Raw genomic sequence first — 25,540 nt, forward strand, 5'->3', positions numbered from 1 at the left:
CCCGCGCGGGGTTCCGCAAGGGTGGCACAGTACAATGTGCGCTTCTTCGACCCGGACCATGCAATGACCATCCTGCTTTCCACGCTCAACGCCCGCTACACCCACGCTTCCCTGGGCTTGCGCTACCTGCTGGCCAATCTGGGCGAGCTGCAGGCGGAGACATCCATCCTCGAATTCGTCATCGGCGCAAAGACGGCCGACCTCGTCGAACGCATCCTCGCGCGCAAGCCGCGCATCGTCGGATTCGGCGTCTATATCTGGAACGTCGAAGAAACCGCCAAGCTGGTCGCGATGCTCAAGCGCGTTGCGCCGGAAGTGACGGTGGTGCTCGGCGGCCCCGAGGTGTCGCACGAAACCGCGGAGCAGCAGATCGTGAAGGAAGCCGATTATGTCGTGACCGGCTGGGGCGACAAGACTTTCCCGAAACTGTGCGCGCAAATCCTGAACGGCCCGCAACCGCTGATGAAAATCCACGCCGGCGAGCAGCCGCCGATGGAACAGATCCGGCTGCCCTACGATTTGTACAGCGCCGACGACATCGCCCACCGCACCATTTATGTGGAAGCCTCGCGCGGCTGCCCCTTCAAATGCGAGTTCTGCCTGTCCTCGCTCGACAAGACCGCGTGGCCATTCCCGCTCGACGCCTTCCTGGAGCAGATGGAATCGCTGTACCAGCGCGGCGCGCGCCTGTTCAAGTTCGTCGACCGCACCTTCAACCTGAACGTCAAGACCAGCCAGCGCATCCTGCAATTCTTCCTCGAAAAACTGCAGGCCAATCCGCACGATCCGGTCTACGCCCATTTCGAACTGGTGCCCGACCATTTGCCGGACGCGCTGAAAGACAGCATCGCCCAATTCCCGGCCGGCGCCCTGCAATTCGAAATCGGCATCCAGAGCTTCAACCCGGAAGTGCAGGCCCTGGTCAGCCGCCGCCAGAACAACGAGAAGGCCGCCGACAATATCCGCTGGCTGCACCAGCATTCGCACGCCCACCTGCACATCGACCTGATCGCCGGCCTGCCGGGCGAAGACGTCGACAGTTTCGCGCGCGGCTTCGACCACCTGGTCTCGCTCGGCCCGCACGAGATCCAGTTCGGCATCCTCAAGCGCCTGCGCGGCACGCCGATCATCCGCCACACCGGTCCGTACAAGATGGCGTACGACCCCAACCCGCCCTACACCATCCTGGCCACCGACCGCATCGATTTCCCGACCATGCAGCGGCTGGTGCGCTTCGCCCGCTACTGGGACCTGGTGGCCAATTCCGGCCGCTTCGGCAATACCGTCAAGCGGTTGCTCGGCGACCAGCCCTTCGCCAACTTCATGGCCTTTTCCGACTGGATGTACACCAAGACCGACGCCACCCACCGCATCGCGCTGGACCGCCTGGCCACCTTGGTGCGCCAATGGCTGGAAGAGCGCGGCATGCCGGCAAGCGAAGCGGCCGAATTGCTGGCCAGCGATTACGCCGGCCGCATTGATTCCCATGCGGCAACACCAAAGCAGAAAGCCGCCGCACCGGAGCGCCAGGTGCGCCACCTGGCCGCCTGAGCGGTCAACAGTGCGCCGCTGGCAGCGCTGTCAAATCTCTTTTACACTGGCGCAATGCACCTTGAAAATGCGCCAACGTTAACACTTAACCATCCCGACGCTGGCGCGGGAACCTCCGTCGTCGCCACCGGCGTCTGGCAGGTCCACGCGCTGTGCGCCGGCGGCGGCGTGCTCAAGCAGATCAGCCGCGAGCTCGACAGCTACAAGGGCCGCGAGGAACTGGGCTGGGACCTGTCGCAGATCGACAGCCTGGACCACATCGGCGCCCAGATGTTCTGGAACGCCTGGGGCAAGCAGCGGCCGCCCCACCTCACGCTCGATCCGAAACAGGAAGACATCTTCGCGCGCATCGAGGAAGCCGGCCACGAAGTCTTGCCGCGCACCCGCAAAAGCAGCCTCGACTGGGTGATCCGGCTCGGCGCCGCCATGCTCTCCTTCTTCGAGCACCTGCGCGCCTTCGTGCTGCTGGTCGGCGGCCTGGTGCAGGACCTCGGCCGCTTCCTGCGCCGTCCGCTCGGCGGACCATGGAAGGAAATCTCGGCCAATATCTACCATTCCGGCTTCCAGGCCCTCGGCATCACCGCGCTGGTGGGCTTCCTGATCGGCGTGGTGCTGTCCTACCTGTCGGCGCAGCAGCTGCGCATGTTCGGCGGCGACGTCTACCTCGTCAACATCCTGGGCATGAGCATCATCCGCGAACTCGGCCCGCTGCTGGCCGCGATCCTGGTGGCCGGCCGCTCCGGCTCCTCGATCACCGCGCAGCTGGGCGTGATGCGGGTGACCGAGGAACTCGACGCCATGCTGGTGATGGGCATCCCGCATGGCTTCCGGCTGATCCTGCCGAAGGTGGTCGCGCTGGCGGTCTCGATGCCGCTGCTGGTGGTGTGGACCGACGCCATGGCCCTGATCGGCGGCATGGTCTCGGCCAAGATCGAGCTGCACCTGGCCGCGCACTACTTCATCCAGAAGCTGCCGTCCGCGGTGCCGGAAGTGAACTACACCATCGGCCTGCTCAAGGGCGCGACCTTCGGCATGCTGATCGCGCTGGTGTCCTGCCACTTCGGCCTGCGCATCAAGCCCAACACCGAAAGCCTCGGACGCGGCACCACCACCTCGGTGGTCACCTCGATCACGGTGGTGATCCTGGCCGATGCCGTGTATGCGATCGTCTTCAGCGGCGTGGGGTTCTCATGGTGACCAAGCGCACGCCGCAGCAGCTCAACCGCAAGCCGCTGGAGGACGTCGGTCCGCCGGTGGTCGAGATCAAGGACCTGTGGACGCGCTTCGGCCGCACCGTAGTGCACCAGGACCTGAACCTGAAGATCTACGCCGGCGAGATCCTGACCATCGTCGGCGGCTCGGGCACCGGCAAGACGGTGCTGCTGCGCCAGATGCTGGGCCTGGAAAAGCCTGCGCGCGGCAGCGTCGTCGTGTTCGGCGAGGACATCTGCGCCGCCGCCCCGGAGCAGCTGCAGAAGATGCGCAACCATTGGGGCATGCTGTTCCAGGCGGGCGCGCTGTTTTCGGCGCTGACGGTGTTCGAGAACATCGCGCTGCCGATGCGCGAGCTGCATGCCCTGCCCGAGGACGTGATCCGCGAGGCCGTGCTGCTGAAGATGAACATGGTCGGCCTCGGCGTCGAGCACGCGAACAAGATGCCGTCCGACCTGTCGGGCGGCATGGTCAAGCGCGCCGCGCTGGCGCGCGCCCTCGCGCTGGAGCCGCAGCTGCTGTTCCTCGACGAGCCTACCGCCGGCCTGGACCCGGACCTGTCGGACGCCTTCGTGGCCCTGATCCAGACCCTGCACGCGGAACTGAAACTGACGGTGGTGATGGTCACCCACGACCTCGACACCATGTTCGCGCTGTCGACCCGCATCGCGGTCCTCGCGGAGAAGCACGTGATCGCGGTCGGACCCAGCTGCGACGTGCTGAAGGTCGACCATCCGTTCATCAAACAATTTTTCCTGGGTCCGCGCGGGCAGCGCGCGCTCGAGGTGCTCGAGCAGAAGCTCGCCGGGAACGAATCGGAGAACTGATATGGAAAACAGATCGCACGCCCTGATGACGGGCATCTTCACGATCGCCCTGCTGGTCGCCGCGGCGCTGGCCGGGATCTGGTTCAACCGCGACCGCGCCAAGACCATCCCCTACGAGATCGTCACCACGCAGTCGATGGCCGGCCTGAACCCGCAAGCGACGGTGCGTTACCGCGGCCTGGAAGTCGGGCGCGTGGAGGACATCAGCTTCGATCCGCGCGTGACCGGGCAGATCCTGATCCGGCTGTCGGTCGACACCGAGACCCCGGTCACCACCACCACCTTCGCTTCGCTCGGCTACCAGGGCGTGACCGGCCTGGCCTTCCTGCAGCTGGACGACGACCGCACCGGCTCGCCGCGCCTGGCCAGCAGCCCGAGCGCGGTGGCGCGCATCCCGATGCGGCCGGGCCTGCTGGACCAGATCGAGCAGCGCGGCCTCGCGATCCTGGAAAAGACCGAGCACATCACCGCCAGCCTGGACAAGCTGGTGAGCCCCGAGAACCAGCAGACCATGCTGAACGCCTTCGACAGTATCGGCAAGACCGCGGCGGCCTACGGCGAGATCCCGAAACGGCTGCAGCCGGCGCTGGACGAGCTGCCCGGCCTGACCCGCAAGCTGGACCAGACCGCGGCCTCGGTCAACACGCTGGCCACCAACGCCAACGGCATGGTCACCAAGCTGCAGGCGCCGGACGGCCCGGTCGAACGCCTGAACAGCGCGATCGGTTCGCTGCAGGGCGTGACCAGCAGCCTGGAGACCGACGCGCTGCCGCATATCAACGACGTCACCGACCAGGCCCGCTCGACCCTGCGCGCGGTCAAGCGCACCGCCGAATCCTTCTCCGACCGCCCGCAGAGTATCCTGTTCGGCGGACCGAAAGCCCAGCCCGGCCCCGGCGAGCCGGGCTTCGCCGCCCCGACCAAATGAGGACCACCATGAACCTGATCCGACTCCTGGCCGCGCTGGCCGCCGCCGCCGTGCTGGCCGGCTGCGCATCGAGCGAGAAAAAATCCGACACCCTGTTCGACCTCGGCCCGTCCGCGCCGCGCGCCGGGGCGCGCATCGACGCGCCGCTGCCGGCAGTCGTGGTGACCGACGCCACCGGTTCGCCCGCGCTCGAGAGCGAACGCATGGTCTACCGCCTGAACTACGCCGACCCGCTGCAGGCGCGCGCCTACGCCAACAGCCGCTGGATCGCCAACCCGCTGGAGCTGGTCACGCAGCGCCTGAAGTCGCGGCTGGCGCAGACCGGGGCCAAGGTGCTGGGTTCAAGCGACGCCGCGACCAATGTGCCGATCCTGCGCGTGCAGGTCGACGACTTCGTGCACGCCTTCAGCAGCGCCAGCCAGAGCCAGGGCATCGTGGTGGTGCGCGCCTCGCTGCTGAACGGCCACGCGCTGGTCGACCAGAAGACCTTCAGCCGCGCCAGCCCCGCACCCAGCGCCGATGCCTCCGGCGGCGCGCGCGCGCTGGCGGCCAGCGTCGACGCCGTCGCCGACGACATCGCCGCCTGGCTGTCCAGCCAACATCTCGCCACGCGATGACCGAAGCGGAAGTCCCCGCCGCGCCGCGCGGTTCGCCGGTGGCGCGCGTCACGCTGCTGGCCTACACGCTGCTGATCGTGTACGCCAGCTGGTTCCCGTTCACCGGCTGGCACAGCAGCGGGCTGTCGCCGTTCGCCTACCTGAACCTGGCGCCGCAGCGCTACTGGACCGGCTTCGACGTGATGACCAATATCGTCGGCTACATCCCGCTCGGCGTGCTGCTGGTGCTGGCCATGTACCCGCGCATCCGCGGCGTGTGGGCGGTGCTGCTGGCGGCCGCCTGCGGCGTGCTGCTATCGGGGACGATGGAGGCGGTGCAGACCTACCTGCCGACGCGGGTGCCGTCCAACCTCGACTTCGCGACCAATTCGGTGGGCTGCCTGGCCGGCGCCATCCTCGGCGCGGCCTCGGCCCGTTCGCTGCTCGACCGCAGCCGCCTGTACAAGCTGCGCCGCCGCTGGTTCGAGCCCTACGCCAGCACCGGCCTGGTGCTGCTGGCCCTGTGGCCGCTGGCGCAGATCTATCCGCAGGGCTACCTGTTCGGCCACGGCCAGGTGCTGCCGATCGTGTCCGAGTGGCTGTCCGACTGGCTCGACAGCAATATCGACCTGGTGGCGATGCTGCGCCCCGGCGTGCAGATGAGCGTGGAGCAGTACTGGCTGTCGGAAACCATCATCACCGCCTGCGGCATGACCGGCGCCGGCCTCACCCTGCTTTGCCTGCTGCGGCGCGGCGCCCCGCGCTATCCGCTGGCGCTGGCGATGCTGGCCGCCGCGCTGGTGGTCAAGACCCTGGCCAGCGCGCTGCTGTTCACGCCCGATAACGCCTTCGTCTGGATCACGCCGGGCGCCGAGGGCGGCTTCCTGATCGGCCTGATCATGCTGGCCGGCCTGGCCTTCGCGCCGCAGGTGGCGCAGCGGCGGCTGGCGGTGGTGACGCTGCTGCTGTCGCTGCTGGTGGTGAACACGATCCCGGTGAATCCCTACTTCGTCTCGACCCTGCAGGGCTGGGTGCAGGGCAAGTTCCTGAACTTCAACGGCGTGGCCCAGGCCCTGTCGCTGGCCTGGCCCTTCGCCGTGCTGTGGTACCTGCTTTTCGCACGCAAGCTCATTCATTGACGCCGAACGCGTATCATTGCGGGATTAACCTATTGCAGCAGGAGCGCCATGAGCGACAAACCCTATTACGAACACCACGTGTTCTTCTGCACCAATGTGCGTGAAGACGACAGCCGCCAGAGCTGCGGCAAATGCGGCGCGCTCGACGCCCAGGGTTATGCAAAAAAGCGCATAAAACAACTGGGCCTGAACGGCCCGGGCAAGGTGCGCATCAACAAGTCCGGCTGCCTGGACCGCTGCGAGGAAGGCCCGGTGGTCGTGGTCTATCCGCAGGGCACCTGGTACACCTACATCGACAATAGCGACATCGACGAAATCATCGACCGCCACATCCTGAAGGGCGAAGTGGTCGACCGCCTCAAGATCTGAACCATGCTGAACAAGTTTTCGAAAAAGTTTTACCTGACCGGCGCGGCCGGCCGGATGGAATGCCTGCTTGACCTGCCGGACGCGGAACCGCGCGGCATCGCGCTGGTCGCGCACCCGCACCCGCTGTACGGCGGCACCATGGAAAACAAGGTCGCGCAGACGCTGGCGCGCACCTTCGTGTCAATGGGCTATGCCACGGCGCGCTTCAACTTCCGCGGCGTCGGCGAATCCGAGGGCGTGCACGACCACGGCGTCGGCGAAGTCGACGACATGGCAACCATGCTGGCCTATATGCAGGAACAGTACCCCGGCCTGCCGGTGGCGCTTTCCGGTTTTTCCTTCGGCACCTTCGTGCAGGCCCAGCTGCAAAAGCGCCTCGCCGCCGAAGGCCGCGCGATCCAGCGCATGGTGCTGGTGGGTACCGCCGCCGGCAAGTGGGCCGTGCCGGAAGTGCCGGCCGATACCATCCTGATCCACGGCGAACTTGACGATACGATACCGCTGCACGATGTGTTCGAGTGGGTCCGTCCGCAGGACATCCCGGTGATCGTGATCCCGGGCGCGGACCACTTCTTCCACCGCAAGCTCGGCCACATTAAAAATCTGGTCATGGAGCTCTGGGAAAAGTGACATTTGCGGCGAACGCTGCCTATAATGGACTCTTCCTTAAAGCAATGCCCGCAGGCATTGCTTCGCTTTACTCACCTCTGAGACAACATTGCTTTCCATGAAAAAATTGTTTGCGGCCATGGCCGCCAGCCTGCTGCTGATTTCCGCGGCGCAGGCGCAGACCGTCCCGGCGCCGAACATCGCCGCCCGTTCCTGGACCCTGCTCGATGCCAGCAGCGGCCAGGTGATCGCTTCCCAGGATGCCAATATGCGCATCGAGCCCGCCTCGCTGACCAAGGTGATGACGGCCTACGTCGTGTTCGACGCGCTGCGCGACAAGAAGGTGTCGCTGGACCAGATGGTCAACGTATCGGTGGACGCCTGGAAGGTCGACAAGAGCAGCTCGAAGATGTTCATCGACCCGAAGGTGCCGGTGTCGGTCAAGGACCTGCTGTACGGCCTGATGGTGCAGTCGGGTAACGACGCGGCCGTGGCGCTGGCGGAAGCCGTCGGCGGCGACGTCAACACCTTCGTCACGCTGATGAACCGCGAGGCGCAGCGCCTGGGCATGAAGGACTCCAAGTTCGCCAATCCGCACGGCCTGCCGAGCCCGGACAACTACTCGACCGCGCACGACCTGGCGCTGCTGGCCCAGGCCGTGATCCGCGACTTCCCCGAGTTCTACAAGATCGACTCGGTCAAGGAATTCACCTACAACCGCATCAAGCAGCAGAACCGCAACCGCCTGCTGTGGATGGATCCGACCGTGGACGGCATGAAGACCGGCCACACCGACGCTTCGGGCTTCTCGATGATCGCGTCGGCGCACCGCCCGAACGGCACGGCCGGCGAGCGCCGCCTGATCTCGGTGCTGTCGGGCGCCACCTCGGACGCGATGCGCACCGCCGAGAGCCAGAAGCTGCTGAACTGGGGCTTCCAGAACTTCGACACGGTCAAGCTGTACTCGAAGGGCCAGGCGATCGCGACGCCGGAAGTGTGGAAGGGTTCGAAGCCGACCGTGAAGATCGGCTTCCCGAACGATGTGACGGTGACGGTGCCGAAGGGCGTCGCCGGCAAGCTCAAGCCGGTGCTGGAGCGCAAGGACCCGCTGGTCGCGCCGATCGCGCTGCATGGCCAGGTTGGCACGCTGAAGATGATGGTCGACGGCAAGCCGCTGCTGGTGCTGCCGGTGGTGGCGCTGGAAGAGGTGCCGCAGGCGACCATTTTCGGGCGCGCGTGGGACTCGATGCGCTTGTGGTTGAAGTAAGCGCAAACGCTGCATAAATAGCTACCGTCGTTCCCGCGAAAGCGGAAATGACGGTAGCTATAACTCAAGCTGAACGTGTGCACTCCACCAGGAGCCACACGTTTTTTTATACCCCGGCAAATCCCCATCCCGGCCCGCGGCTATAATCAACTCACCTTCCCATCGGAAAGAACACCATGACCGCCGCCCTGCCCTCCGACCTGACCTGTCCGCGTATCGCCACGCGCGCAAACGGACTTGAACTATCGCGCGTCGTGGCCGGCATGTGGCGCATGAGCGACTGGGGCATGCCGGTCGAGCAGCGCGTGCGCTTCATCGAGCAGTGCATCGACCTCGGCGTCACCAGCTTCGACCACGCCGACATCTACGGCGCCTACAGCATCGAAGGCCTGTTCGGCGAAGCCCTGCGCGCCCAGCCTTCGCTGCGCGACCGCATCGAACTGGTCAGCAAGTGCGGCATCAAGCTGGTCACGCCGAACCGCCCGCAGCACAGCATCCAGCATTACGACACCACCGCCGCCCACATCACGGCCTCGGTCGAGGAATCGCTGCGCCAGCTGCACACCGACCGCCTCGACCTGCTGCTGATCCATCGCCCCGATCCGCTGATGGATTTCGACGAGATCGCCGACGCCTTCAGCCGCCTGCGCCAGGACGGCAAGGTGCTGCACTTCGGCGTGTCCAACTTCAGCCGCCACCAGTTCGAATGCCTGGACCGCCGCATCGCGCTGGCCACCAACCAGGTCGAATTCTCGCCGCTGCACCTGGCGCCGATGTTCGACGAGACTTTCGACGGCCTGCAAGACCGCGGCGTGGCGCCGATGATCTGGTCGCCGCTGGCCGGCGGCCGCCTGTTCACGGCCACCGACGCCAATGCCGAGAACCTGCGGCTGGTGATCAAGGATATCGCCGACCGCATGAGGGTGCCGTTCGCGAGCGTGGTGTTCGCATGGATCATGCAGCTGCCGTGCCGCCCGATCCCGCTGACCGGCACCGGCCGCATCGAAGCGATCGCGGTGGCGGTGGCCGGTTCGCGCATCACGCTGTCGCGGCCGGACTGGTTCCGCATCCTGCGCGCCGCGCGCGGGCACGAGGTGGCTTAAATGGCCGAAAACGGCCTGCGCATCGTCGAGGGCCGCGCGCTCACGCCGCAGCAGAAGAAGGATTTGCTGAACCGGCTGGCGCGGGTGGAAGGCCAGCTGCGCGGCGTGCAGAAGCTGATCGCGCTGGCCGCCGAACCGTCCGATTGCGACGCGGTGGCGCAGCAGATGGCGGCGGCGCGCAAGGCGCTCGACCGCTCCTTCGTGCAGCTGCTGGCGGCCACGATGACGGCGCAGACCGCGGACGCCGCCGACCTCAATCAAGCGAAGGAGCGCGCCGCGCACCTGGCGGCGCTGCTGGAAAAGTTCGCCTAGTCCTCGATCACGCGCGGCGGCGCGATGCCGCGCCAGCCTCCGCGCCACGCGATATTCAGCAGCAGCGTGGCCGACACATAGAACACGAAGAACAGCGCGAAGAAGCGCGTGCGCAGCAGCGCCAGCAGCACAACGCATACCGCCAGCGCCACCAGCAGCTTCGCGTTCTTCGGCTGCTTGGAGCTGGGGAAGCGCAGGGTCGACACCATCAGCGTGCCGACCGCGATCATCAGCGCCATCAGCAGGAAGCCCTGCACCGGTGTGAACAGCGGATCGGGCCAGGCCACCACCACCGAGGCGACGCAGGCCGCGCCGGCGGTGATCGGCATGCCGACGAAGTAGCGCGGGTCGGTGCGCCCGACCTGCACGTTGAAGCGCGCCAGCCGCAGCGCGCCGCAGGCGACGAACACGAAGCAGGCCAGCCCGCCCATGCGCACCAGGGTCGGGTGCGCGGCCGCCATCTGCGCATAGCCGTAGCAGTACAGCAGCAGCCCGGGCGCGCAGCCGAAGTTCATCACGTCGGCGATCGAATCGAGCTGCACGCCGAACTCCGACTGGGTGTTGGTGGCGCGCGCGACGAAGCCGTCCAGCGCGTCGAACACGCCGGCCAGCACCAGCAGGATCGCGGCCAGCCGGTAGTCGTGCGGATCGCCCACCGCGGCGTTGTCGACCGAGATCACGATGCTGGCGAAACCGCAGGCGATCGACAGCAGGGTGACGAAGCTGGGCAAGGCGAATTTGGCGCGCGCGAGGCGGCGGCGGCGTTCCTGCATTACATTGGATCGCAAGAGTTTCAGGAGTGGCTATTCTACCGTGGCGGGCTCGCCACAGGCGGCGCACACTCGCGGGCAATCCGCCGGGCGAAAATTCACCTAGAATGGAGACCTCATGCGTTTGCTTCTATCGGGATCCCTATGAGCGCCCTGCTTCGCCTGCGCCTCCTTGCCGCCGCCTGCGCGGCCGCCAGCGCCCTCGTCGCCTGTGGCGGCGGCGGTGGCGGCAGCTCGCCCAGCGCCAGCGCCGCCAGCTCCAGCCCGCTGCCCAGCGACCCGGGCGCGCCGGCGCTCACCAACGATATCGCGACCGATGGCCGCAACTGGATCAATTACCGGCGGGTCCAGGTCGGGATGGCGGCGCTGTCGCACAGCACCGTCATCGACATCGCGGCCCAAGGGCATTCGGAATACCAGCGCCTCAACAACACGGTCACCCACGTGCAGACCGTGGGCAAGCCCGGCTTTACCGGCGTCACCGAGCTGGACCGGCTGACCGCCGCCGGCTACGTGTTCGCCAACGCCAGCCATGCCTACGGCGAGGTGATCTCCGCGACCCAGGGCCAGAACGGCGCCTACATGGCGGAGCAACTGATCACCGCCATTTACCACCGCTTCGTCATCTTCGAACCGGTGTTCAAGGAAATGGGCACGGGCGCGGCCAGCACCTCATCGGGCTACAGCTATTTCACGGCGGACTTTACCGCCAACAATGGCTACGGACCGGGGCTGGCGGCGGGCACGGTGGCGGTGTGGCCCTTCGGCGGGCAGACGCAGGTGCCGGTGAACTTCTTCAGCGATTACGAGTCGCCCGACCCGGTGCCCGACCTGAACGAGGTCGGCTATCCGATCAGCGTGCACGCCAACATCAGCTCGACCCTCACGGTGCAGAGCTTCACCGTGCAGCCGCGCGGCGGCAGCAACCTCAACGTGCGCCTGCTGACCCACGCCACCGACACCGAAACGGTGCAGTCGGGCGCTGCCATCATTCCGCTGGCCAAGCTGGCGTCGGGCACCACCTATGACGTGAGCTTCAGCGGCGCGGTCGACGGCAGGCCGGTCAGCCGGACGTGGTCGTTCACGACGCAGTGACGGCGCGACCGTGCTGGGACGCGGAAACAATCGGTAATGAGGGGGATTCGGCCGGTCTGGCCGTGTTGCAAGATATCGACAGTCAAGCGGCCGGGAACGCCGGCGGCGCCTTTTCAGCGCGTGAATTCCGCTTCTTCGTCGAAGGCATCAGCGCAGAGCTTGCCGCAAAAGCGGCGCACGCTGTCGAGCGGCTTTTCGCAGTACCAGCACGAGCCTTTCGGCGGCAGGGAAAGCCGCGCCGGCAAGGGCTGCGCAGAGGTGACTAGCGGCGGCTCGGCCGCGCTCTTGTCCGGCAAACTGTCCTGTATCGTTTCCAAGATCCACCCCCTGGCCGGCAGCACGTCAAGTGACAAAGCAAGATTACTTCAGTGGAATAACGCAGGCATGACACAGCGCAAGCGACGTAGCTGCACTGCCGGTGCGTGCCGGCAGTTAAGCGGATTCAGTTTGCTCCGAACACGACACCTCTGCAATGCTGTCATTAATAACAGTGTCGCAGCCCGGCACAGCTGAGGTATCGCGGACATATTCCTGAAGTCATTCGACTCGCGGAAATAATAACGAATTGCAAACAAGAGGCGCGCACTGTACCGCGTGATGTCGTGGCGCAGGTTTGACAGGGCTGGCGCGGGGCCCCAAGATAGCCGCATGGACGAGATCTGGCGACACGAATTGGACGCGCGCACCGAAGGCATCAAGGCCTGGGTGTACCAGCGAATGACGGAACAACAGGACGCGAAAATCGACGCGCGCTTCGCCCAGCTGGAGGCGAAGATGGAACGCAACAGGTTCAAGCTGATCCTGTGGGCGATCGGCATCGGACTGGGCTGCACGGTGATCACCATCGCGGTGTTCACCTTCCTGCTCAACTCCGCGGTGAACGCCGTGCTGACGGCGCCGGCCGACGATGCCGGCGCGACCTCCTCGAATACCTCGGCGCAGGCGACCCAGGTCAGGTTACTTCACCGGCTCCAGCGTCACCACCAGGCTGTTGGCGGTGGTATCGATGCGCGTCGGCACGAACTGCACCCCGCCGTAGCGCAGGTCTTCCATCCGGAATGAGTAGACGGGCGTGTCACGCACGACCTTGTCCATCAGCACGTTGGCAACCTTGGTGAGCTGGCGCGAGGTGTTCGGATCCACGCCATCGATATCAAAGCGGTCAACCCGCGCGTCGGCCATGAACACACCGCCGCGGTAGGGGTCGGCGTACAGCTGGCCGGAGAAGGCCACCGAACCGGAGTAAGAGCGGCGCAGGAAGAAGGGCGCGATCTCCGCCTGCATCGACAGGCCCACGCGATTATCCTGCGGCAGCAGCGCCAGCTGCGGGCGCGACAGGTTCACATCGAACAGTTCCAGCATACGGTTGTCGACCGGGAAGCGGCGGTCGAGGCCGGCCTGCAGCTTCCACATCGGGATCTCGACCTGGCGCGGCCCCATGAAAGTCGCGCACGACGCCAGCATGGCGCTCCCCGCCACCACCGCCAGCGCCTTGATCACTCGCCGCCGCGCGGCCACTCCGCCAATGTTTTGCATCTCGACTCCCTGTTGAAGATGCGCAGAGCCTAGCACAAGCGTGCGCAGGCGCGCACGGCCGTCACAAGCTGTTACCACCTACCTTCGCACGCGTAGATCTACGTATCTGCAAGTTCCGTAGAGCAATGTAAGCTCGGCCTACCTTGTCACGATCGCTCAACGGAAAACATGGTGGTACTTTCGAATATCAATATCGGCAAACGCCTGGGCACCGGCTTTGCGCTAGTGCTCGGCATGACGGCCGCGATCGCGCTCGCCGGCATCTGGCGGCTCGACACGGTGGCGGCGTCGACCCGCGCCATGATGGATGCGCCGCTGGCCAAGGAAAGGATGATGACCGACTGGCACATGCTGATCTCGGCGTCGATCCAGCGCACCACCGCCATCGTCAAGAGCAGCGATACCTCGCTCGCCGCCTATTTCAACCAGGCCGCGGCCTCCACGCCCGGCACGCTGGAGCTGATGAAGCAGATCGAGCCGATGCTCACGAGCGAACAGGAAAAGGCCCAGTTCAAGCGCATCAACCTGCAGCGCAAGGCCTACAAGGACGCCAAGGACGCCGCGGTCAAGGCGCGCGCCGACGGCAAGCCCGAGGCAGCGGCGCGCATCCTCGACGCGGAATACACGCCGGCCGCCAGGGCCTACGACGACGCGGTGCACGCGCTGGTGCTGATGCAGCGGGCGCAAATCGACGCCACCGCCCGTGCGATCGCGGCCGACAGCGCGGCCAGCGTACGCGCGATTGCGGCACTGACCGTGGCAGCGGTGCTGCTCGGCGCGGCCTGCTCGTGGCTGCTGGCGTCGAGCATCGTGCGCCCGATCCGGGACGCGGTGAAGCTGGCCGAAACCGTCGCCGGCGGCGACCTCACGCACACCATCGAGGCCAGCAGCAAGGACGAAACCGGCGCCCTGCTGCGCGCGCTGCGCCACATGAACGACAGCCTGCTCGCGATCGTGGCCCAGGTGCGGCGCGGCACCGACAGCATCGCCACCGCCTCCGGCGAGATCAGCGCCGGCAACCTCGACCTGTCCGCGCGCACCGAGCGCCAGGCCAGCGCGCTGGAAGAGACGGCGGCGTCGATGGAGGAGCTGACCAGCACCGTGCGCCAGAACGCGGACAACGCGCGCCAGGCCAACCAGCTGTCGATCGCGGCCTCGGAAGTGGCGGCGCAAGGCGGCGTGGTGGTCGGCCAGGTGGTCGCGACGATGGGCTCGATTCACGAGTCGTCGAAGAAGATCGTCGACATCATCGCCGTCATCGACGGCATCGCCTTCCAGACCAATATCCTGGCCCTGAACGCCGCGGTCGAGGCGGCGCGCGCGGGCGAACAGGGGCGCGGCTTTGCGGTGGTGGCGGGCGAGGTGCGCAACCTCGCGCAGCGCTCGGCGGCGGCGGCCAAAGAGATCAAGGCGTTGATCGTCGACTCGGTGGAGAAGGTCGACAGCGGCAGCAGGCTGGTCGACCAGGCGGGTTCGACGATGGAGCAGATGGTGGAGAGCATCCGCCGCGTGACCGACATCATGGCCGAGATCACCAGCGCCAGCGCCGAGCAGAGTGCCGGCATCGAGCAGGTCAACCAGGCGATCGCGGACATGGACGCGACCACCCAGCAGAACGCGGCGCTGGTGGAGCAGTCGGCCGCCGCCGCCACGGCGATGCAGGATCAGGCGGGCAAGCTGGCGCAGGCGGTGCGCGTATTCAAGGTCGCGGGTGGCGCGGCGCCCGGACCGGAAGCTCGACATCTGCTGCCCCCGATAGCCACGGACCGGCTCAACTGGTCAGCCGTGGTAACGCGAGGGTGACGCCATCGCGAACGTCAGGCACACGCTTTCTCCCACTTCCTGACTGGCGCGACCTGCACCGGGACCTTGTCCCCGGATGACCGATTCGATCCGGGGCAAACACTCGTATGCGAGCATGGTTTCAAGCGTATGCCTTAGCTGGGCGGCACTGTAAGCGAGGCCGAACTCGTATTCAACCAATACCGCGATACGAGCAATTGTCCAACCATTGTTGGGAAAACCGAAGTACCCAGCACCCGCCTCGATCATGCGGTCCAGTGCACGTACTTCCGGCCGCGTCATCCTGCGTGTCACCTCGCCGCGGCCAACTGCGTCCGTGTGTAAAAGTTTGGCCGCCCAATTCGACGCAGTGGTGCGGCTGACACCGAGCTCCCTCGCAACGTCCGACTGCTTTTTCCCTTCCATCAGGAGCTGCTGCCCGATTCTTCGCAGTGGCCCCATCTCTCGGGAATTGCGCACATAACGGGTCTCCTGCACGACGCCCTCCTAGTCCAAGGCTTGGACCCGCAGTCCGTACAAGTCAATTTTGTTGAACGCGCCGGCTCTTCCTCCCTTGCCACCGTACAAGCTGTTACTGGAAAGGTAACTCATATTGTAAAAATCGTGGACCTCGATCGTGTAGCTGCCTGCCTTCAGCAGGAAATCGGCCGGTGTCGAATAGATCGGCATGCTTTCCGGGGGAATGTGCGGCATCTGGATTACGCGGCGGCCAACTGTCCGCCCCGCCGCATCAGTGACGACCAGAACCTTGACGCCATTGGTAATCCCAGTGTTAATCGCATGAGCAGTGTTGATGTAGCGGAGCTGGAAGCTGTAGCGGCCAGTCGTCAATTCCACGCCTCGGATCAACAAACGGTCATCCGGCGCCCCCCACCCTGTCAGCCGGGGAGCATCTTGCCGGTCGACGGGGACGCTCGCCTGTACGCGCTCGTCCGTCACCGGGATCTCCAGGCCAGGCTCGGCGCAAAGCACGGCGCTATGGTGCGATGCGTTACCGGACGCGGTCGCCACTACCTCGAGCGAATAACAGTTCGCGCGGCTGGCCGGGGTGGGGTCGATCCAGGTGCCAAGTGACAGCTTGTCCGCAGCCAATTTTCCGTTCCGATAGACCCGGTAGTAGACGCCCCCCTTGTTGCGCAGATCGGCGAGCCTGACGGCAACATGGCCTTCGGCGACGCGCTCGACGCTTGTGATGCCGGCTTCGAACGGGGCAAACAGTGGACCACTCGTCGCTAGCGGATCGCCATCGACGCGGCGCATGCCTTGCCGCCCAGGCTGCAGCGCCCCGAGGCGCACCTCGATCTCATTTTGCGTCCCCAGCTCGTCCCATCGAATCGATGACGCGGCCGATTTTCCGTTCAGCGTGATTGCTTCGACTGCGTAGTAACCATCGCTGCCGCCAGAGGGAGGCAACTCGATGCGGATACGAAGCGCCTTTCCGCGGATACGCAAGCGCTCCAGCGCGATGCCGCTGCTGGAACCGAACAGGTCGCGCCGCAGCCGTGCTGTCACAAAGGGCCGCACGCGCAGGCCGTCGTTATCGAGGTTCAGGCCGAAGACGTTGCGGATCACCATGCCCAGATACGCGCCGACCGACCAGAGCTGGCGCCGCGAGTTGATCACCGGCCCGTCAAGCGACGGATCGGCAGGATGATGGAGCAACGGTGCGCCCGACAACCATTCCATGTTTTCCATATTGGACAAGTGCAGGGAGGCGCCGCGCACCAGGGAAGCATAGGCAGCGTCCGCAACGCTGACATTGCTTCCCGCGACCGCGGCCTGCAAGCCGTACGCGGTCACGAACGGCCAGATGGAACGGTTGTGGTAGATCGGCACGCCCTGCTGCTGCGGATAGATCACGGGAGCGCCCGCGGGGCCATGCGGATACGCCGCCAGGATGCGGTCGCGCCTGGCCGGGTCGGCAACGCCGGTCACGATCGCCAGCGACTCTCCCAACCAATCGAACTTGTGCAATGGCGCGCCGTCGAAGTGCGCCGCAGTGAGCGATGCGTACATCCCCGCGTCCTCCAGCCAGAAGCGCGCATTGATGGAGTCCTTCAGCCGGTTCGCCCAGTCCGCGTATCGCTGCGCGCGCTCCAGGTCACCCAGCTCCGCTGCGAGCTGCGCTGCCAGCGTCAGCGCCTTGTAATGGGCCACATTGGTCGACAATGCTTTTGCGCTCGCCATGCGTGCCAGGTCGCTGGCGATCCCGGTGCCATAGGTCTGCTCGCGCCAGTCCAGGAACGACTGCTCGCCCGTGTACAAGCCGTCACGCGAATCGAAGGCAGCCAGGCGATCGTTGTCGATGGTGTTCGACAGCGCCTTCAGCGCGATCGGCGCGAACGCCGCGCGCGCCTCTGCGGACAAGCCCTTGAGCGTCGCCTCGGCACCGAACGCCCAGCTCACGCGGTCGGTGCTCACCGGCCAGCTGCCTCCGCTCCCCGTATCCTGCAGGATCTGCAGGCCATCGCTACTGCCGGCCACGTCGGGCGCCTTGCCCGCGCCCTCCCGGTACCCCGACAGCTTGAACTGGAGAGAATTGCGCGCCCGCTCGGGATCCAGCATCGCCAGGCCCAGATTGGCCGCGTAGGACAGATCGCGGGTCCATACGTAGTGCCACTTTTCGCCGGTTTCGAAGCAGTCGCACGGGATTGGCTGGTTGTCGTTGTAGGCGCCGTCACGGATAGCGGGAACGGAGTTCTCCTTCATCTCCCACACGGCAAGGGCGAACAGCGCATCAAAAGCCAGGCTGCCGGTGCGCACCACCGGCTGCCCTGCAAGCTCGCCGTAGACGATTGCGGACGGCGCGCCTTCCCGCGATGGCATCGTGCTGGACTGTCCATAGGTCCTCAAGCCGCCGACCTCGCCCTTCAACGTGAAGCTCGCACGCTCCTGGCGGCCATTGGGTCCGTTGAAAGCGAGCGTGGCGCTGTCCGTTGTGTTAACGCCGGTGGTCAAAAGTTGGGCTCCTTGCGGTTGGGTGGGATGCGCGCTGGCGGACCAGGCGCCGATGCAGATCATGGCGGCGACCAGGGGTTTCGAGCGGATCATGCCGCTCCCCCGTTGCGGTACATGGGGGCGTACTTCAGGCCGAAATACAGGATGAACAGGTAGCAGGCCGCAGGCACCAGGAACGAGAGCTGAAGCCCGGCGGCATCGGCGACCAGGCCTTGCACGAAAGGCAGGACCGCGCCCCCGACGATCGCCATGCACAGCAGGCCCGAACCCTGCCCGGTGGCTGGTCCCAGCTTATGCAGCGCCATGCTGAAGATCGTCGGGAACATGATCGAATTGCACAGGCCGACTGCGAGCAGCGCCCACATGGCGGCCGGGCCGTGGCCCATCACGGCAGCCAGGATGAGCAGGATCGAGCAGGCCGCATTAAAGGCCAGCGCCAGGCCCGGGCTCACCTTGCGCATCACGGCGAAACCGACGAAGCGGCCAAGCATGGCTCCGCCCCAGTAGTAGCTGACGTAGGGAGCGGCCGCGGCCGGATCCAGCCCGGCGATCCGGCCCTCGCCGATGAAGTTGATCAGGAAGCTGCCGATGCTGACTTCCGCGCCGACATAAACGAAGATCCCGACCGCACCAAGCACCAGGTGGCGGTGGCCCAGCAGTGACCCGCCCCCGGCCTCCTGCCTGCTGGCGATGCGCGGCAGCCGTGCGCACGCGAACAGCAGGCCCAGCCCGAGCAGGGCAGCCGCCAGCCAAAGGTAAGGCGCCTGCACTGCCGCAGCTTGCTGGGCGCGGTAGGCGGCCAGCCCGGCTGCATTTGTCAAGCCGGGCCGGCCGGCGGACGTAGCCGCACCGGTCAGGATCAAGGCTCCGCCGATGGCCGGCGCGACCGTCGTGCCGAGCGAGTTGAACGCCTGGGTGAGCGTCAGCCGGCTCGACGCGGTCGCCGCGCTACCGAGGATCGTCACATAGGGGTTGGCGGCCACCTGGAGCACGGTGATGCCGGTCGCCAGCACGAAGAACGCGATCAGGAACAAGGCATAGCCCGAATGCGCGGCCGGATAGAACAGCAGGCAGCCGAGCGCCGCGATGCCAAGTCCGGCGACAACGCCCGCCTGGTAACCGATACGCCGGATCAATGCCCCTGCGGGCAGGGATACGATGAAATACGCACCGAAGAAGCAGAACTGGACCAGCATCGCCTGCACGTAGCTCAGCGTATATACCGCCTTCAGGTGCGGGATCAGGACGTCGTTCAGTGCGGTCAGCATGCCCCACATGAAGAATAATACGGTCACGACCAGCAAGGGGCCGGTACTGCCTTGCGTGCCGGCCTGCGCGGGGACGGCCTGGGTGGATGGGGAAAAAAACGCCACGATAAATTCCTCGGTGATTGTTGTGATCAGGCCCGCGCTGCTGCGGGGCGCAAGCCATTTGCATCGGCGCGCGCGCTACGGGGATAGCTGCGGCCGTCCTCGCGGAACGCATGGATGCGGGCGGCCTCGCACCAGATGCTCACCTGGTCGCCCACACGGTGGCATGCCCCCTCTCGTTCGCGCACCGTGAACAGCTCGCCGCCGGCCAGCCGCACGTGCACGCAGGATGATTCGCCCAGCTGCTCGACAAACGCGACCGTGCCACCGAGCGTATTGGCCAGGCCCGCGGTTCCGCCCAGCCGCGCGTGCTCCGGGCGTATCCCCAGGGTGAGCCGGGTTCCCTTCGGCGCGCCTTCGACGTCGACCCGGGCTTGAAAGGCGGCGCCATGGGTCCGCACGGTCGCCACCTGCGCGTTGGCGGCCTCGAGTTCGGCGTCGATGAAGTTCATTTTCGGCGTGCCGATGAAGCCGGCCACGAACCGGTTGGCCGGATAGTGGTACAGGTCGAGCGGCGCCCCGCACTGGGCCACACTGCCGTCACGCTGCACCGCGTCGCCCGTGTTGAGCAGGACGATCTTGTCCGCGAGGGTCATCGCCTCGACCTGGTCGTGCGTGACATAGATCATCGTGGATGCCGGCAAGTCGGCATGCAGGCGTGCGATCTCGAGGCGCGTGTTGGCGCGCAGCTCGGCATCGAGGTTCGACAGCGGCTCGTCGAACAGGAACACGCGCGGCTCGCGCACGATCGCGCGGCCAATGGCGACCCGCTGCCGCTGCCCGCCCGACAGCTCGCGCGGAAGCCGCTCGAGGAGCGGCACGAGCTGCAGCGCCTCCGCCGCCGCGCGCACTTTGCGCTCGATCTCGGCACGGCCGGCCTTATTCACCTTCAGCCCGAACGCCAGGTTCTGGTAGACCGTCATGTGCGGGTACAGTGCGTAGCTCTGGAACACCATCGCGAGCCCGCGTTCGGACGGCGCCTTCTCGTTGACGCGCGCGCCCCCGATGCGCAGCTCGCCCCTGGAGATATCCTCCAGCCCCGCGACCATCCGCAGCAAGGTGGACTTGCCGCAGCCCGAAGGGCCGATGAATACGCAGAACTCGCCCTGCGCAATCGACAGGTTGATGTCGCGCAGGACATCAGGGCCCTTGCCGTAGTGCTTGCTTATGCCTTCGAAAACCAATTCAGCCATGTCATCCCTTTACCGCGCCCGTCGTCAGGCCGGACACGATCTTCTTTTGAAATACCATCACCATCGCCACCAGCGGCAGCGTCACCAGGACCGAAGCAGCCATCAGCTTGCCCCACGGGAGTTCGCGCGAGGTGGCGCCGCCGCCGATGAGCGAAATCGCGACCGGGACGGTGCGGCCGGCGTCCTGGTTGACGAAGGTCAGCGCAAACAGGAACTCGTTCCATGCCGCGACGAGCGCCAGCAGCCCGGCCGATACCAGCACCGGCCACAGGAGCGGCAGAAACACGCTGGACAGGATCCGCCAGGGACCGCAACCGTCCATCACGGCCGCCTCCTCCAGTTCGCGCGGAAGTTCGCGCATGAAGGTCGTGAGCACCCATACCGTGAACGGCAAGGTGAACAGCATGTAGGGCAGCGCCAGCCCCAGCGACCGGTTGTACAGGCCCAGCCAGCGCATCAGCTCGTACATCCCGGCCAGCACGGCAACCTGCGGGAACATCGACACCGACAGGATCGCCATCAGCAGCAGCCCGCGCCCGCGAAACGGCACCCGCCCCAGCGCATACGCGGCCGGCAGGCCCAGCAGCAAGGACAGCGCCACCACCGCCGCTGCGACCATCAGCGAGTTCAGGATGCTCTGGCCGAAGTATTGGCCGCTCTCGAACAGCGCGCGGTAGTTGGCGACACTGAAGCTCGCCGTCGTGGCGTCGCGCAGGTCGTACAGCGCGTTCCCGGTCAGAAGCGAGGTGAACACCGCGTAGCAGAACGGGAACAGGGCGAACCCCACCACCAACGCCACCAGGGCCCGGAACGCCGCGGCCGGCAACCAGCGGCGCCTCATGGCGCCCCCTCGGCGCGCACCCGCGCCACCTTCATGTACAGCAGCGTGCAAGCCGCGATGATCACGAACAGCACGGTCGACGCCGCCGATCCGAAGCCCACGTAGCCGTTTTCCATCATCTGGTCGCGCACGAAACCGGACATGCTGATCGTGCTCCCTGTCGACCCGGTCATGACATAGATCACGTCGAACACGCGCAGCGCATCGAGCAGGCGGAAGATCACCGCCACCATCAGCGCCTGCTTCACGAGCGGCAGCGTGACACGGAAGAACACCTTGACCGGATGGACGCCGTCCACCAACGCCGCCTCGTAGCAGTCGCTCGGCAGCATCTTCAGCGCCGCCAGGATGAGGAGCGCCATGAACGGCGTGGTCTTCCACACGTCGACCAGCACCACCGACCACATCGGGTAGTCGGTGGTGAATGCGATCCGCTCGTGGCCCAGCGCCGCGAGCGCGAAGTTGACCACGCCGAACTGCTGCTGCAACATCCAGTCCCATAGCTTGGCCGAGACGACAGTCGGCACCGCCCATGGCACCAGTACCGCGGCGGTGACCAGGCTGCGCCCGCGGAACTCGGCGTTGAGCACCAGTGCGATGGCAAACGCCAGCACGGTTTCGATGCTGACCGAGACCAGCGCGAAACGCAGCGTGTTGACCACCGCCGCCGCCCAGGCCGGATCGATCCAGCTCTCGCCCGTAAAGAACAGGCCATATTCACCGACGTAATTCTCGATCCCCACGAAGCGGCCGGCGAGCTTGTCGATCTTTGCGTCGGTCAGGCTGAGCCACAGGCTGCGCGCGAGCGGCTCGAAAGCGACCAGCGCGAGCACCGCCAGCATCGGGGCGAGGAACAGCCAGGCGCTGCGGCGGCGCTGGCGCGCCAGCCCGGTATCGGCGGTCCTCACCATGCCGCTCCCCGGCGCACGCGGCGCAGTTCCTTCTCCAGCTGGTGCACGCTCTGGGCGCCGCTCGCGCGGCCGGCCAGGGTGGCCTGGGCCGCGTTCCACAGGGCCGACGAGACGGCGTTGTACTTATCCGCCGTCACCGTCGATGGCCGTGCCGTGGCGCTGGCGAAGGCGGTGGAGAGCTGCGCCATGTACGGTGCGGCCCTGAGCAGCTGCTGGTCACTGTACAGGGCGGGATAGGTCGGCAGCGAGCCCGCCAGCAGCGCGCGCTTCTTCTGCATCTCCTTACTGGTCAGGAACATCACGAGGTCGGCCGCCTCGGCCGGGTGTTTCGAATACTTCGACACCGCCAGCTGCCAGCCGCCCAGCGTCGAGACGCTCTTGCCGCCTTCCCCCCTGGGCAATGCGGCCATGCCGACCGCGCCCTTGATCTTGCTGTCGCCTTGTTGCGCAAGGTCCCACACATACGACCAGTTGCGCATGAAGACCGCGTTCCCGCCCTGGAACACGCTGCGTGCCTCCTCTTCGGCGAAGCTGACCACATTCTTCGGCGCGATCGTGCCCGGCCATCGCGCCGCCATGTCGAGCGCCTGCGCGGCCCGGGCATTGTCGATGCTGATGCGTCCATCCGGTTCGACCACCGTCCCGCCACCGTAACTGGCGATCCATTCCAGCGCATTGCAGGACAGCCCTTCATACGCCTTGCCTTCGAAGACATAGCCGTAAAGGTCGCGCTTGCCCGCGCGCCGCTCCGCGTCCTGGATCCTCTGCGCCGTCGCGGCCAGCTCCTCCCAGGTCGCAGGCACCTTCTCGTGGTACTTCTCGAGCAGGTCCTTGCGGTAGAACAGCAGGCCGGCGTCGGTGAACCAGGGCATGGCAAGCAGCTTCCCGCCGACCGTGTTGTTGGCAATGATCGCCGCGAAGTGCTGGCGCTGGACGCCCTGCGCATACGGCGTCAGGTCCAGCAGGTGCTCCTTGATGATGCCGGGCCAGACGATATCGACCATCAGCACATCGACCTCGCCCGAATGGGCGCCGAACTGCTGCCGGTACAGCGCCAGCTGGTCCGTCGTCGAATTTGGCGTCAGGAAGATGCGCACCTTGTTGCCGGTTTTGGCCGACCATTCGTCCATCAGCTTGCGGCACACCTCGATGTCGGTGCCGACCGAGCCGCACGCGATCGTAATTTCAGTTCCGCTGGCGGCGCCGGCAGCCCACATCAACGCCAGCGCCGCAAGGCCGCGCCGTACCTGCCTGTAGCTAAACATCGCTTCTCTCCTCAAGGACTGCTTACACGGTCTTCCTGAAATAGATCAGGTTCCAGTATTCCAGGCCTGGCACCGTGACCTCGACATACGCGCCGCGCGCATCGGCCCCGTGTGCCAGCGGCAGGCTGCGGCTGCGCCCGCCCTCGGCGTCAGGGCTGGCGACCCATGCCCGCTCCAGCTGTGCGCCCGAGTAATACCTGAGCGTGAAGCTGCCGAGGGCGGCCGGCTTTTGCTGCGTCGCGTTGGTATCGCGCCAGCTCACGTCCACCAGGCCCTTCAGGTTGACCAGGTTGATGGTTTCGTAGCGCGCGTCGGCTTTCGCGAAGGCCCACACGGTGTCCTTCTGGCCGTCCGCGCTGACCGCCTGTCCCGCGATGCTGACGGTTCCGGCCGCAGCGGCCTGCCCGTCGCGCAGCAGGTTCTCGTAGGCCACCGCAAAGTCGTAGTAGCGCTGCAGCGCCGCTTTCAGCGCCGGGCTCATCGCCAGCGCACGGTTAGGGAAATAGTCGCTGCACAGCATGCGTCCGTCATCGCCCAATTCCAGGCGCGACCCGCCGGCCGCCAGCACGGTCGCCTCCGTCAGCAGGACGCCGTGATCGTTAAACTGGCCGGGCGACTGCTCCGATTTGGTCTTCGCATAGTCGTAGTCCAGGTAGGCCGGCACGATCAGGGACTTGCCGCCCGATTCCTGGCGGGCCTGGTCGACCACGTTCTTGAGCGACAGGTAGTCAGGGAAGCCTTCCCATGGCCAAACCTCGACATACACCGCGTCGACCTTGCTGGTATTGACCTGGAGGTGCCCCTTGTTGCCAACCGCGTTCATCATGAGCAGCTTGCTGCCGAGGCGCGCCTTGGCCGCGTTCAGGAACGGCTTGAAGGTGTCCTTGATGTCCACGGGATCTCCGTGGGCGTCGTACTTGATGCCGTTGTCGCCAACGGTGTCGGCGTGCCAGCCGTCGAACGAAAAAGCCTGGAACACCTCAAGTTCGCGGCCGATCAGGTAGTCCTGCCAGGCGGCATTTGCCGGGTTGAAGAAGTACAGCCCCGGAGTCGCCCAGCTCGACGGAAGGCTGTACTGCCACTGCTTGCCGCCCGGCGCGTCGTACAGTCCCCAGGCCGGGCTGACGCCGTCCTGCTGGTAGTTGATTGCCGCGCCGTAGATCAGGTTGTAGGCCATCGCCGCCATGCCAGCCTGATGCGCGGCGTCGATCAGCTTGCGTACCGTGTCCCGGCTGACCGTGCGGTTGGCAATGTCGTGCCAGTTCGCTTCGACCGCTGTCGGGCTGCCCTTCAGCGGCAGATGGTGTTTCCATTGCCAGTCATAAAACTGCAATGCATTGATGTGGTAGGCCTTGAGCTGCTCGACCACGGCCTGTGCGTCGGCGCCCGCTGCATACTGGCTCACATAGCCGTAGCGCGGAAACTTCAGCCAGTTCGACGAGATGTCGATCGCACCGGTCCCGCTGGCCAGTGGCTTGCCGGCCGAGTCGGTCGCGGCAAGCTCGAAGCTGTAGCCCTGGAAGTCGGTGGCCGGCGCGGTCCACGCGAACTGCACCCGTCCGGCGGCCCCGGCGTCCAGCCTGAGCTCGGCGGAAACGGGGGGGCCGACGTCCTGCTCGAGGTGGCGTACCGTCAGGGTGAGCCTGGCCCCCGCGATCGCAGCGTCCGACTGGTTGCTCAGGTCGGCCTTGATGAGCACCGTCGAACCGGGCGCATAGGCCGCCTTGTCCGTCGTGGCCGAGACCAGCAGCGCCGGGGCGGGGGGCCGGACCGCCGCCGGCTGGGAGCCGGCGGCGGAACAGGCGGCAAGGCCGGTGCTGGCCAGCAGGCCCGCGGCCAGGTGTGCGGCAGCCGTGCTGGCACGGTGGAACGCTTTCATCATGTT

General features: G+C 66.1%; 25 protein-coding genes. 14 read left to right on the top strand and 11 right to left on the bottom strand.

What is annotated here, in order from left to right:
• Positions 1-63 precede the first annotated feature (63 nt).
• The 11 genes from NX778_RS24115 to NX778_RS24165 all read left to right on the top strand — a co-directional run bounded on the left by NX778_RS24115 (position 64) and on the right by NX778_RS24165 (position 9,913).
• Complete coding sequence (locus NX778_RS24115; RefSeq protein WP_258814388.1) at positions 64-1,551, top strand: B12-binding domain-containing radical SAM protein; 1,488 nt, start codon at positions 64-66, stop codon at positions 1,549-1,551.
• Between the two features lie 54 nt (positions 1,552-1,605).
• The gene (locus tag NX778_RS24120) at positions 1,606-2,748 is read left to right on the top strand and encodes an MlaE family ABC transporter permease (protein ID WP_258814361.1); all 1,143 of its coding nucleotides are present in this window, start codon (positions 1,606-1,608) and stop codon (positions 2,746-2,748) included.
• Positions 2,742-3,590: an ABC transporter ATP-binding protein gene (locus NX778_RS24125; protein ID WP_258814362.1), complete on the top strand. Its 849-nt coding sequence runs from the start codon at positions 2,742-2,744 to the stop codon at positions 3,588-3,590. The genes NX778_RS24120 and NX778_RS24125 overlap by 7 nt, the downstream gene beginning before the upstream one ends.
• Position 3,591: 1 nt before the next feature.
• Positions 3,592-4,518, top strand: coding sequence for an MlaD family protein (locus NX778_RS24130; protein ID WP_258814363.1), 927 nt, complete (start codon positions 3,592-3,594; stop codon positions 4,516-4,518).
• Between the two features lie 8 nt (positions 4,519-4,526).
• Positions 4,527-5,135: an ABC-type transport auxiliary lipoprotein family protein gene (locus NX778_RS24135; RefSeq protein ID WP_258814364.1), complete on the top strand. Its 609-nt coding sequence runs from the start codon at positions 4,527-4,529 to the stop codon at positions 5,133-5,135.
• A complete protein-coding gene (locus NX778_RS24140) occupies positions 5,132-6,253 on the top strand; it encodes a VanZ family protein (RefSeq protein WP_258814365.1) in 1,122 nt (373 codons plus the stop codon). The genes NX778_RS24135 and NX778_RS24140 overlap by 4 nt, the downstream gene beginning before the upstream one ends.
• Positions 6,254-6,301: 48 nt before the next feature.
• Positions 6,302-6,622 (top strand): (2Fe-2S) ferredoxin domain-containing protein, encoded by a 321-nt coding sequence (locus NX778_RS24145; protein ID WP_258814366.1) that lies wholly within the window; start codon positions 6,302-6,304, stop codon positions 6,620-6,622.
• Positions 6,623-6,625: 3 nt separating this feature from the next.
• The gene (locus NX778_RS24150) at positions 6,626-7,252 is read left to right on the top strand and encodes an alpha/beta hydrolase (RefSeq protein ID WP_370661368.1); all 627 of its coding nucleotides are present in this window, start codon (positions 6,626-6,628) and stop codon (positions 7,250-7,252) included.
• 97 nt (positions 7,253-7,349) lie between these two features.
• Positions 7,350-8,498, top strand: coding sequence for a D-alanyl-D-alanine carboxypeptidase family protein (locus NX778_RS24155; RefSeq protein WP_258814367.1), 1,149 nt, complete (start codon positions 7,350-7,352; stop codon positions 8,496-8,498).
• A 176-nt stretch (positions 8,499-8,674) separates the two neighbouring features.
• Positions 8,675-9,601 carry an aldo/keto reductase gene (locus NX778_RS24160; RefSeq protein ID WP_258814368.1) on the top strand — a complete coding sequence of 309 codons (927 nt, stop codon included), beginning with the start codon at positions 8,675-8,677 and terminating at the stop codon, positions 9,599-9,601.
• Positions 9,602-9,913, top strand: coding sequence for a metal-sensitive transcriptional regulator (locus tag NX778_RS24165; protein ID WP_258814369.1), 312 nt, complete (start codon positions 9,602-9,604; stop codon positions 9,911-9,913).
• On the opposite strand, the gene pssA is transcribed toward NX778_RS24165, so the two are convergent.
• Complete coding sequence (gene pssA / locus NX778_RS24170; protein WP_258814370.1) at positions 9,910-10,686, bottom strand: CDP-diacylglycerol--serine O-phosphatidyltransferase; 777 nt, start codon at positions 10,684-10,686, stop codon at positions 9,910-9,912. The two genes, NX778_RS24165 and pssA, sit on opposite strands and share 4 nt — an antisense overlap.
• Positions 10,687-10,827: 141 nt before the next feature.
• On the opposite strand from pssA, the gene NX778_RS24175 reads away from it, so the two are divergent.
• Positions 10,828-11,778 (top strand): CAP domain-containing protein, encoded by a 951-nt coding sequence (locus NX778_RS24175; protein WP_258814371.1) that lies wholly within the window; start codon positions 10,828-10,830, stop codon positions 11,776-11,778.
• A gap of 113 nt (positions 11,779-11,891) precedes the next feature.
• Here the strand turns inward: NX778_RS24175 and NX778_RS24180 are convergent, their stop codons facing one another.
• On the bottom strand, positions 11,892-12,095 hold the full coding sequence (locus NX778_RS24180) for a hypothetical protein (RefSeq protein WP_258814372.1): 204 nt from the start codon (positions 12,093-12,095) through the stop codon (positions 11,892-11,894).
• A gap of 331 nt (positions 12,096-12,426) precedes the next feature.
• Here NX778_RS24180 and NX778_RS24185 point away from each other — a divergent pair, with 331 nt between their 5' ends.
• A complete protein-coding gene (locus tag NX778_RS24185) occupies positions 12,427-12,840 on the top strand; it encodes a hypothetical protein (RefSeq protein WP_258814373.1) in 414 nt (137 codons plus the stop codon).
• Here NX778_RS24185 and NX778_RS24190 read toward each other — a convergent pair.
• Entirely contained in the window at positions 12,736-13,314 is a 579-nt protein-coding gene (locus NX778_RS24190) for a DUF1439 domain-containing protein (protein ID WP_258814374.1), read from the bottom strand. The two genes, NX778_RS24185 and NX778_RS24190, sit on opposite strands and share 105 nt — an antisense overlap.
• A 168-nt stretch (positions 13,315-13,482) precedes the next feature.
• On the opposite strand from NX778_RS24190, the gene NX778_RS24195 reads away from it, so the two are divergent.
• Positions 13,483-15,117, top strand: a complete 1,635-nt coding sequence (locus tag NX778_RS24195) for a methyl-accepting chemotaxis protein (protein WP_307728175.1) — start codon at positions 13,483-13,485, stop codon at positions 15,115-15,117.
• Here NX778_RS24195 and NX778_RS24200 read toward each other — a convergent pair.
• Genes NX778_RS24200 through NX778_RS24235 form a run of 8 tightly spaced genes read right to left on the bottom strand, consistent with a single transcriptional unit; the run spans position 15,094 to position 25,537 of the window.
• A complete protein-coding gene (locus tag NX778_RS24200) occupies positions 15,094-15,594 on the bottom strand; it encodes a hypothetical protein (RefSeq protein ID WP_258814375.1) in 501 nt (166 codons plus the stop codon). The two genes, NX778_RS24195 and NX778_RS24200, sit on opposite strands and share 24 nt — an antisense overlap.
• Before the next feature lie 9 nt (positions 15,595-15,603).
• Entirely contained in the window at positions 15,604-18,168 is a 2,565-nt protein-coding gene (locus tag NX778_RS24205) for an MGH1-like glycoside hydrolase domain-containing protein (RefSeq protein ID WP_258814376.1), read from the bottom strand.
• Positions 18,165-19,448, bottom strand: a complete 1,284-nt coding sequence (locus tag NX778_RS24210; RefSeq protein ID WP_258814377.1) for a sugar MFS transporter — start codon at positions 19,446-19,448, stop codon at positions 18,165-18,167. Before NX778_RS24210 ends, NX778_RS24205 begins: the two co-directional genes overlap by 4 nt.
• 26 nt (positions 19,449-19,474) lie before the next feature.
• Positions 19,475-20,638, bottom strand: a complete 1,164-nt coding sequence (locus NX778_RS24215) for an ABC transporter ATP-binding protein (protein WP_258814378.1) — start codon at positions 20,636-20,638, stop codon at positions 19,475-19,477.
• A gap of 1 nt (position 20,639) precedes the next feature.
• On the bottom strand, positions 20,640-21,479 hold the full coding sequence (locus NX778_RS24220; RefSeq protein WP_258814379.1) for a carbohydrate ABC transporter permease: 840 nt from the start codon (positions 21,477-21,479) through the stop codon (positions 20,640-20,642).
• A complete protein-coding gene (locus tag NX778_RS24225; RefSeq protein ID WP_258814380.1) occupies positions 21,476-22,390 on the bottom strand; it encodes a carbohydrate ABC transporter permease in 915 nt (304 codons plus the stop codon). The genes NX778_RS24220 and NX778_RS24225 overlap by 4 nt, the downstream gene beginning before the upstream one ends.
• On the bottom strand, positions 22,384-23,655 hold the full coding sequence (locus NX778_RS24230) for an ABC transporter substrate-binding protein (protein ID WP_258814381.1): 1,272 nt from the start codon (positions 23,653-23,655) through the stop codon (positions 22,384-22,386). The genes NX778_RS24225 and NX778_RS24230 overlap by 7 nt, the downstream gene beginning before the upstream one ends.
• 22 nt (positions 23,656-23,677) lie before the next feature.
• Positions 23,678-25,537 carry a glycoside hydrolase family 66 protein gene (locus tag NX778_RS24235; protein WP_258814382.1) on the bottom strand — a complete coding sequence of 620 codons (1,860 nt, stop codon included), beginning with the start codon at positions 25,535-25,537 and terminating at the stop codon, positions 23,678-23,680.
• Between the last annotated feature and the right edge of the window lie 3 nt (positions 25,538-25,540).

Source organism: Massilia terrae, from assembly GCF_024753145.1.
In the GTDB taxonomy this organism is placed as follows: Bacteria; Pseudomonadota; Gammaproteobacteria; order Burkholderiales; family Burkholderiaceae_D; genus Telluria; species Telluria terrae.

What these genes read in the sequence shown, in the direction of transcription:
- pssA (WP_258814370.1), bottom strand. Translation starts at nt 10,686, where the DNA reads ATGCAGGAACGCCGCCGCCGCCTCGCGCGCGCCAAATTCGCCTTGCCC.
- NX778_RS24135 (WP_258814364.1), top strand. Translation starts at nt 4,527, where the DNA reads ATGAACCTGATCCGACTCCTGGCCGCGCTGGCCGCCGCCGCCGTGCTG.
- NX778_RS24160 (WP_258814368.1), top strand. Translation starts at nt 8,675, where the DNA reads ATGACCGCCGCCCTGCCCTCCGACCTGACCTGTCCGCGTATCGCCACG.
- NX778_RS24190 (WP_258814374.1), bottom strand. Translation starts at nt 13,314, where the DNA reads ATGCAAAACATTGGCGGAGTGGCCGCGCGGCGGCGAGTGATCAAGGCG.
- NX778_RS24220 (WP_258814379.1), bottom strand. Translation starts at nt 21,479, where the DNA reads ATGAGGCGCCGCTGGTTGCCGGCCGCGGCGTTCCGGGCCCTGGTGGCG.
- NX778_RS24115 (WP_258814388.1), top strand. Translation starts at nt 64, where the DNA reads ATGACCATCCTGCTTTCCACGCTCAACGCCCGCTACACCCACGCTTCC.
- NX778_RS24150 (WP_370661368.1), top strand. Translation starts at nt 6,626, where the DNA reads ATGCTGAACAAGTTTTCGAAAAAGTTTTACCTGACCGGCGCGGCCGGC.
- NX778_RS24205 (WP_258814376.1), bottom strand. Translation starts at nt 18,168, where the DNA reads ATGATCCGCTCGAAACCCCTGGTCGCCGCCATGATCTGCATCGGCGCC.
- NX778_RS24140 (WP_258814365.1), top strand. Translation starts at nt 5,132, where the DNA reads ATGACCGAAGCGGAAGTCCCCGCCGCGCCGCGCGGTTCGCCGGTGGCG.
- NX778_RS24165 (WP_258814369.1), top strand. Translation starts at nt 9,602, where the DNA reads ATGGCCGAAAACGGCCTGCGCATCGTCGAGGGCCGCGCGCTCACGCCG.
- NX778_RS24230 (WP_258814381.1), bottom strand. Translation starts at nt 23,655, where the DNA reads ATGTTTAGCTACAGGCAGGTACGGCGCGGCCTTGCGGCGCTGGCGTTG.
- NX778_RS24235 (WP_258814382.1), bottom strand. Translation starts at nt 25,537, where the DNA reads ATGATGAAAGCGTTCCACCGTGCCAGCACGGCTGCCGCACACCTGGCC.
- NX778_RS24120 (WP_258814361.1), top strand. Translation starts at nt 1,606, where the DNA reads ATGCACCTTGAAAATGCGCCAACGTTAACACTTAACCATCCCGACGCT.
- NX778_RS24125 (WP_258814362.1), top strand. Translation starts at nt 2,742, where the DNA reads ATGGTGACCAAGCGCACGCCGCAGCAGCTCAACCGCAAGCCGCTGGAG.
- NX778_RS24155 (WP_258814367.1), top strand. Translation starts at nt 7,350, where the DNA reads ATGAAAAAATTGTTTGCGGCCATGGCCGCCAGCCTGCTGCTGATTTCC.
- NX778_RS24145 (WP_258814366.1), top strand. Translation starts at nt 6,302, where the DNA reads ATGAGCGACAAACCCTATTACGAACACCACGTGTTCTTCTGCACCAAT.
- NX778_RS24215 (WP_258814378.1), bottom strand. Translation starts at nt 20,638, where the DNA reads ATGGCTGAATTGGTTTTCGAAGGCATAAGCAAGCACTACGGCAAGGGC.
- NX778_RS24175 (WP_258814371.1), top strand. Translation starts at nt 10,828, where the DNA reads ATGAGCGCCCTGCTTCGCCTGCGCCTCCTTGCCGCCGCCTGCGCGGCC.
- NX778_RS24130 (WP_258814363.1), top strand. Translation starts at nt 3,592, where the DNA reads ATGGAAAACAGATCGCACGCCCTGATGACGGGCATCTTCACGATCGCC.
- NX778_RS24185 (WP_258814373.1), top strand. Translation starts at nt 12,427, where the DNA reads ATGGACGAGATCTGGCGACACGAATTGGACGCGCGCACCGAAGGCATC.
- NX778_RS24225 (WP_258814380.1), bottom strand. Translation starts at nt 22,390, where the DNA reads ATGGTGAGGACCGCCGATACCGGGCTGGCGCGCCAGCGCCGCCGCAGC.
- NX778_RS24195 (WP_307728175.1), top strand. Translation starts at nt 13,483, where the DNA reads ATGGTGGTACTTTCGAATATCAATATCGGCAAACGCCTGGGCACCGGC.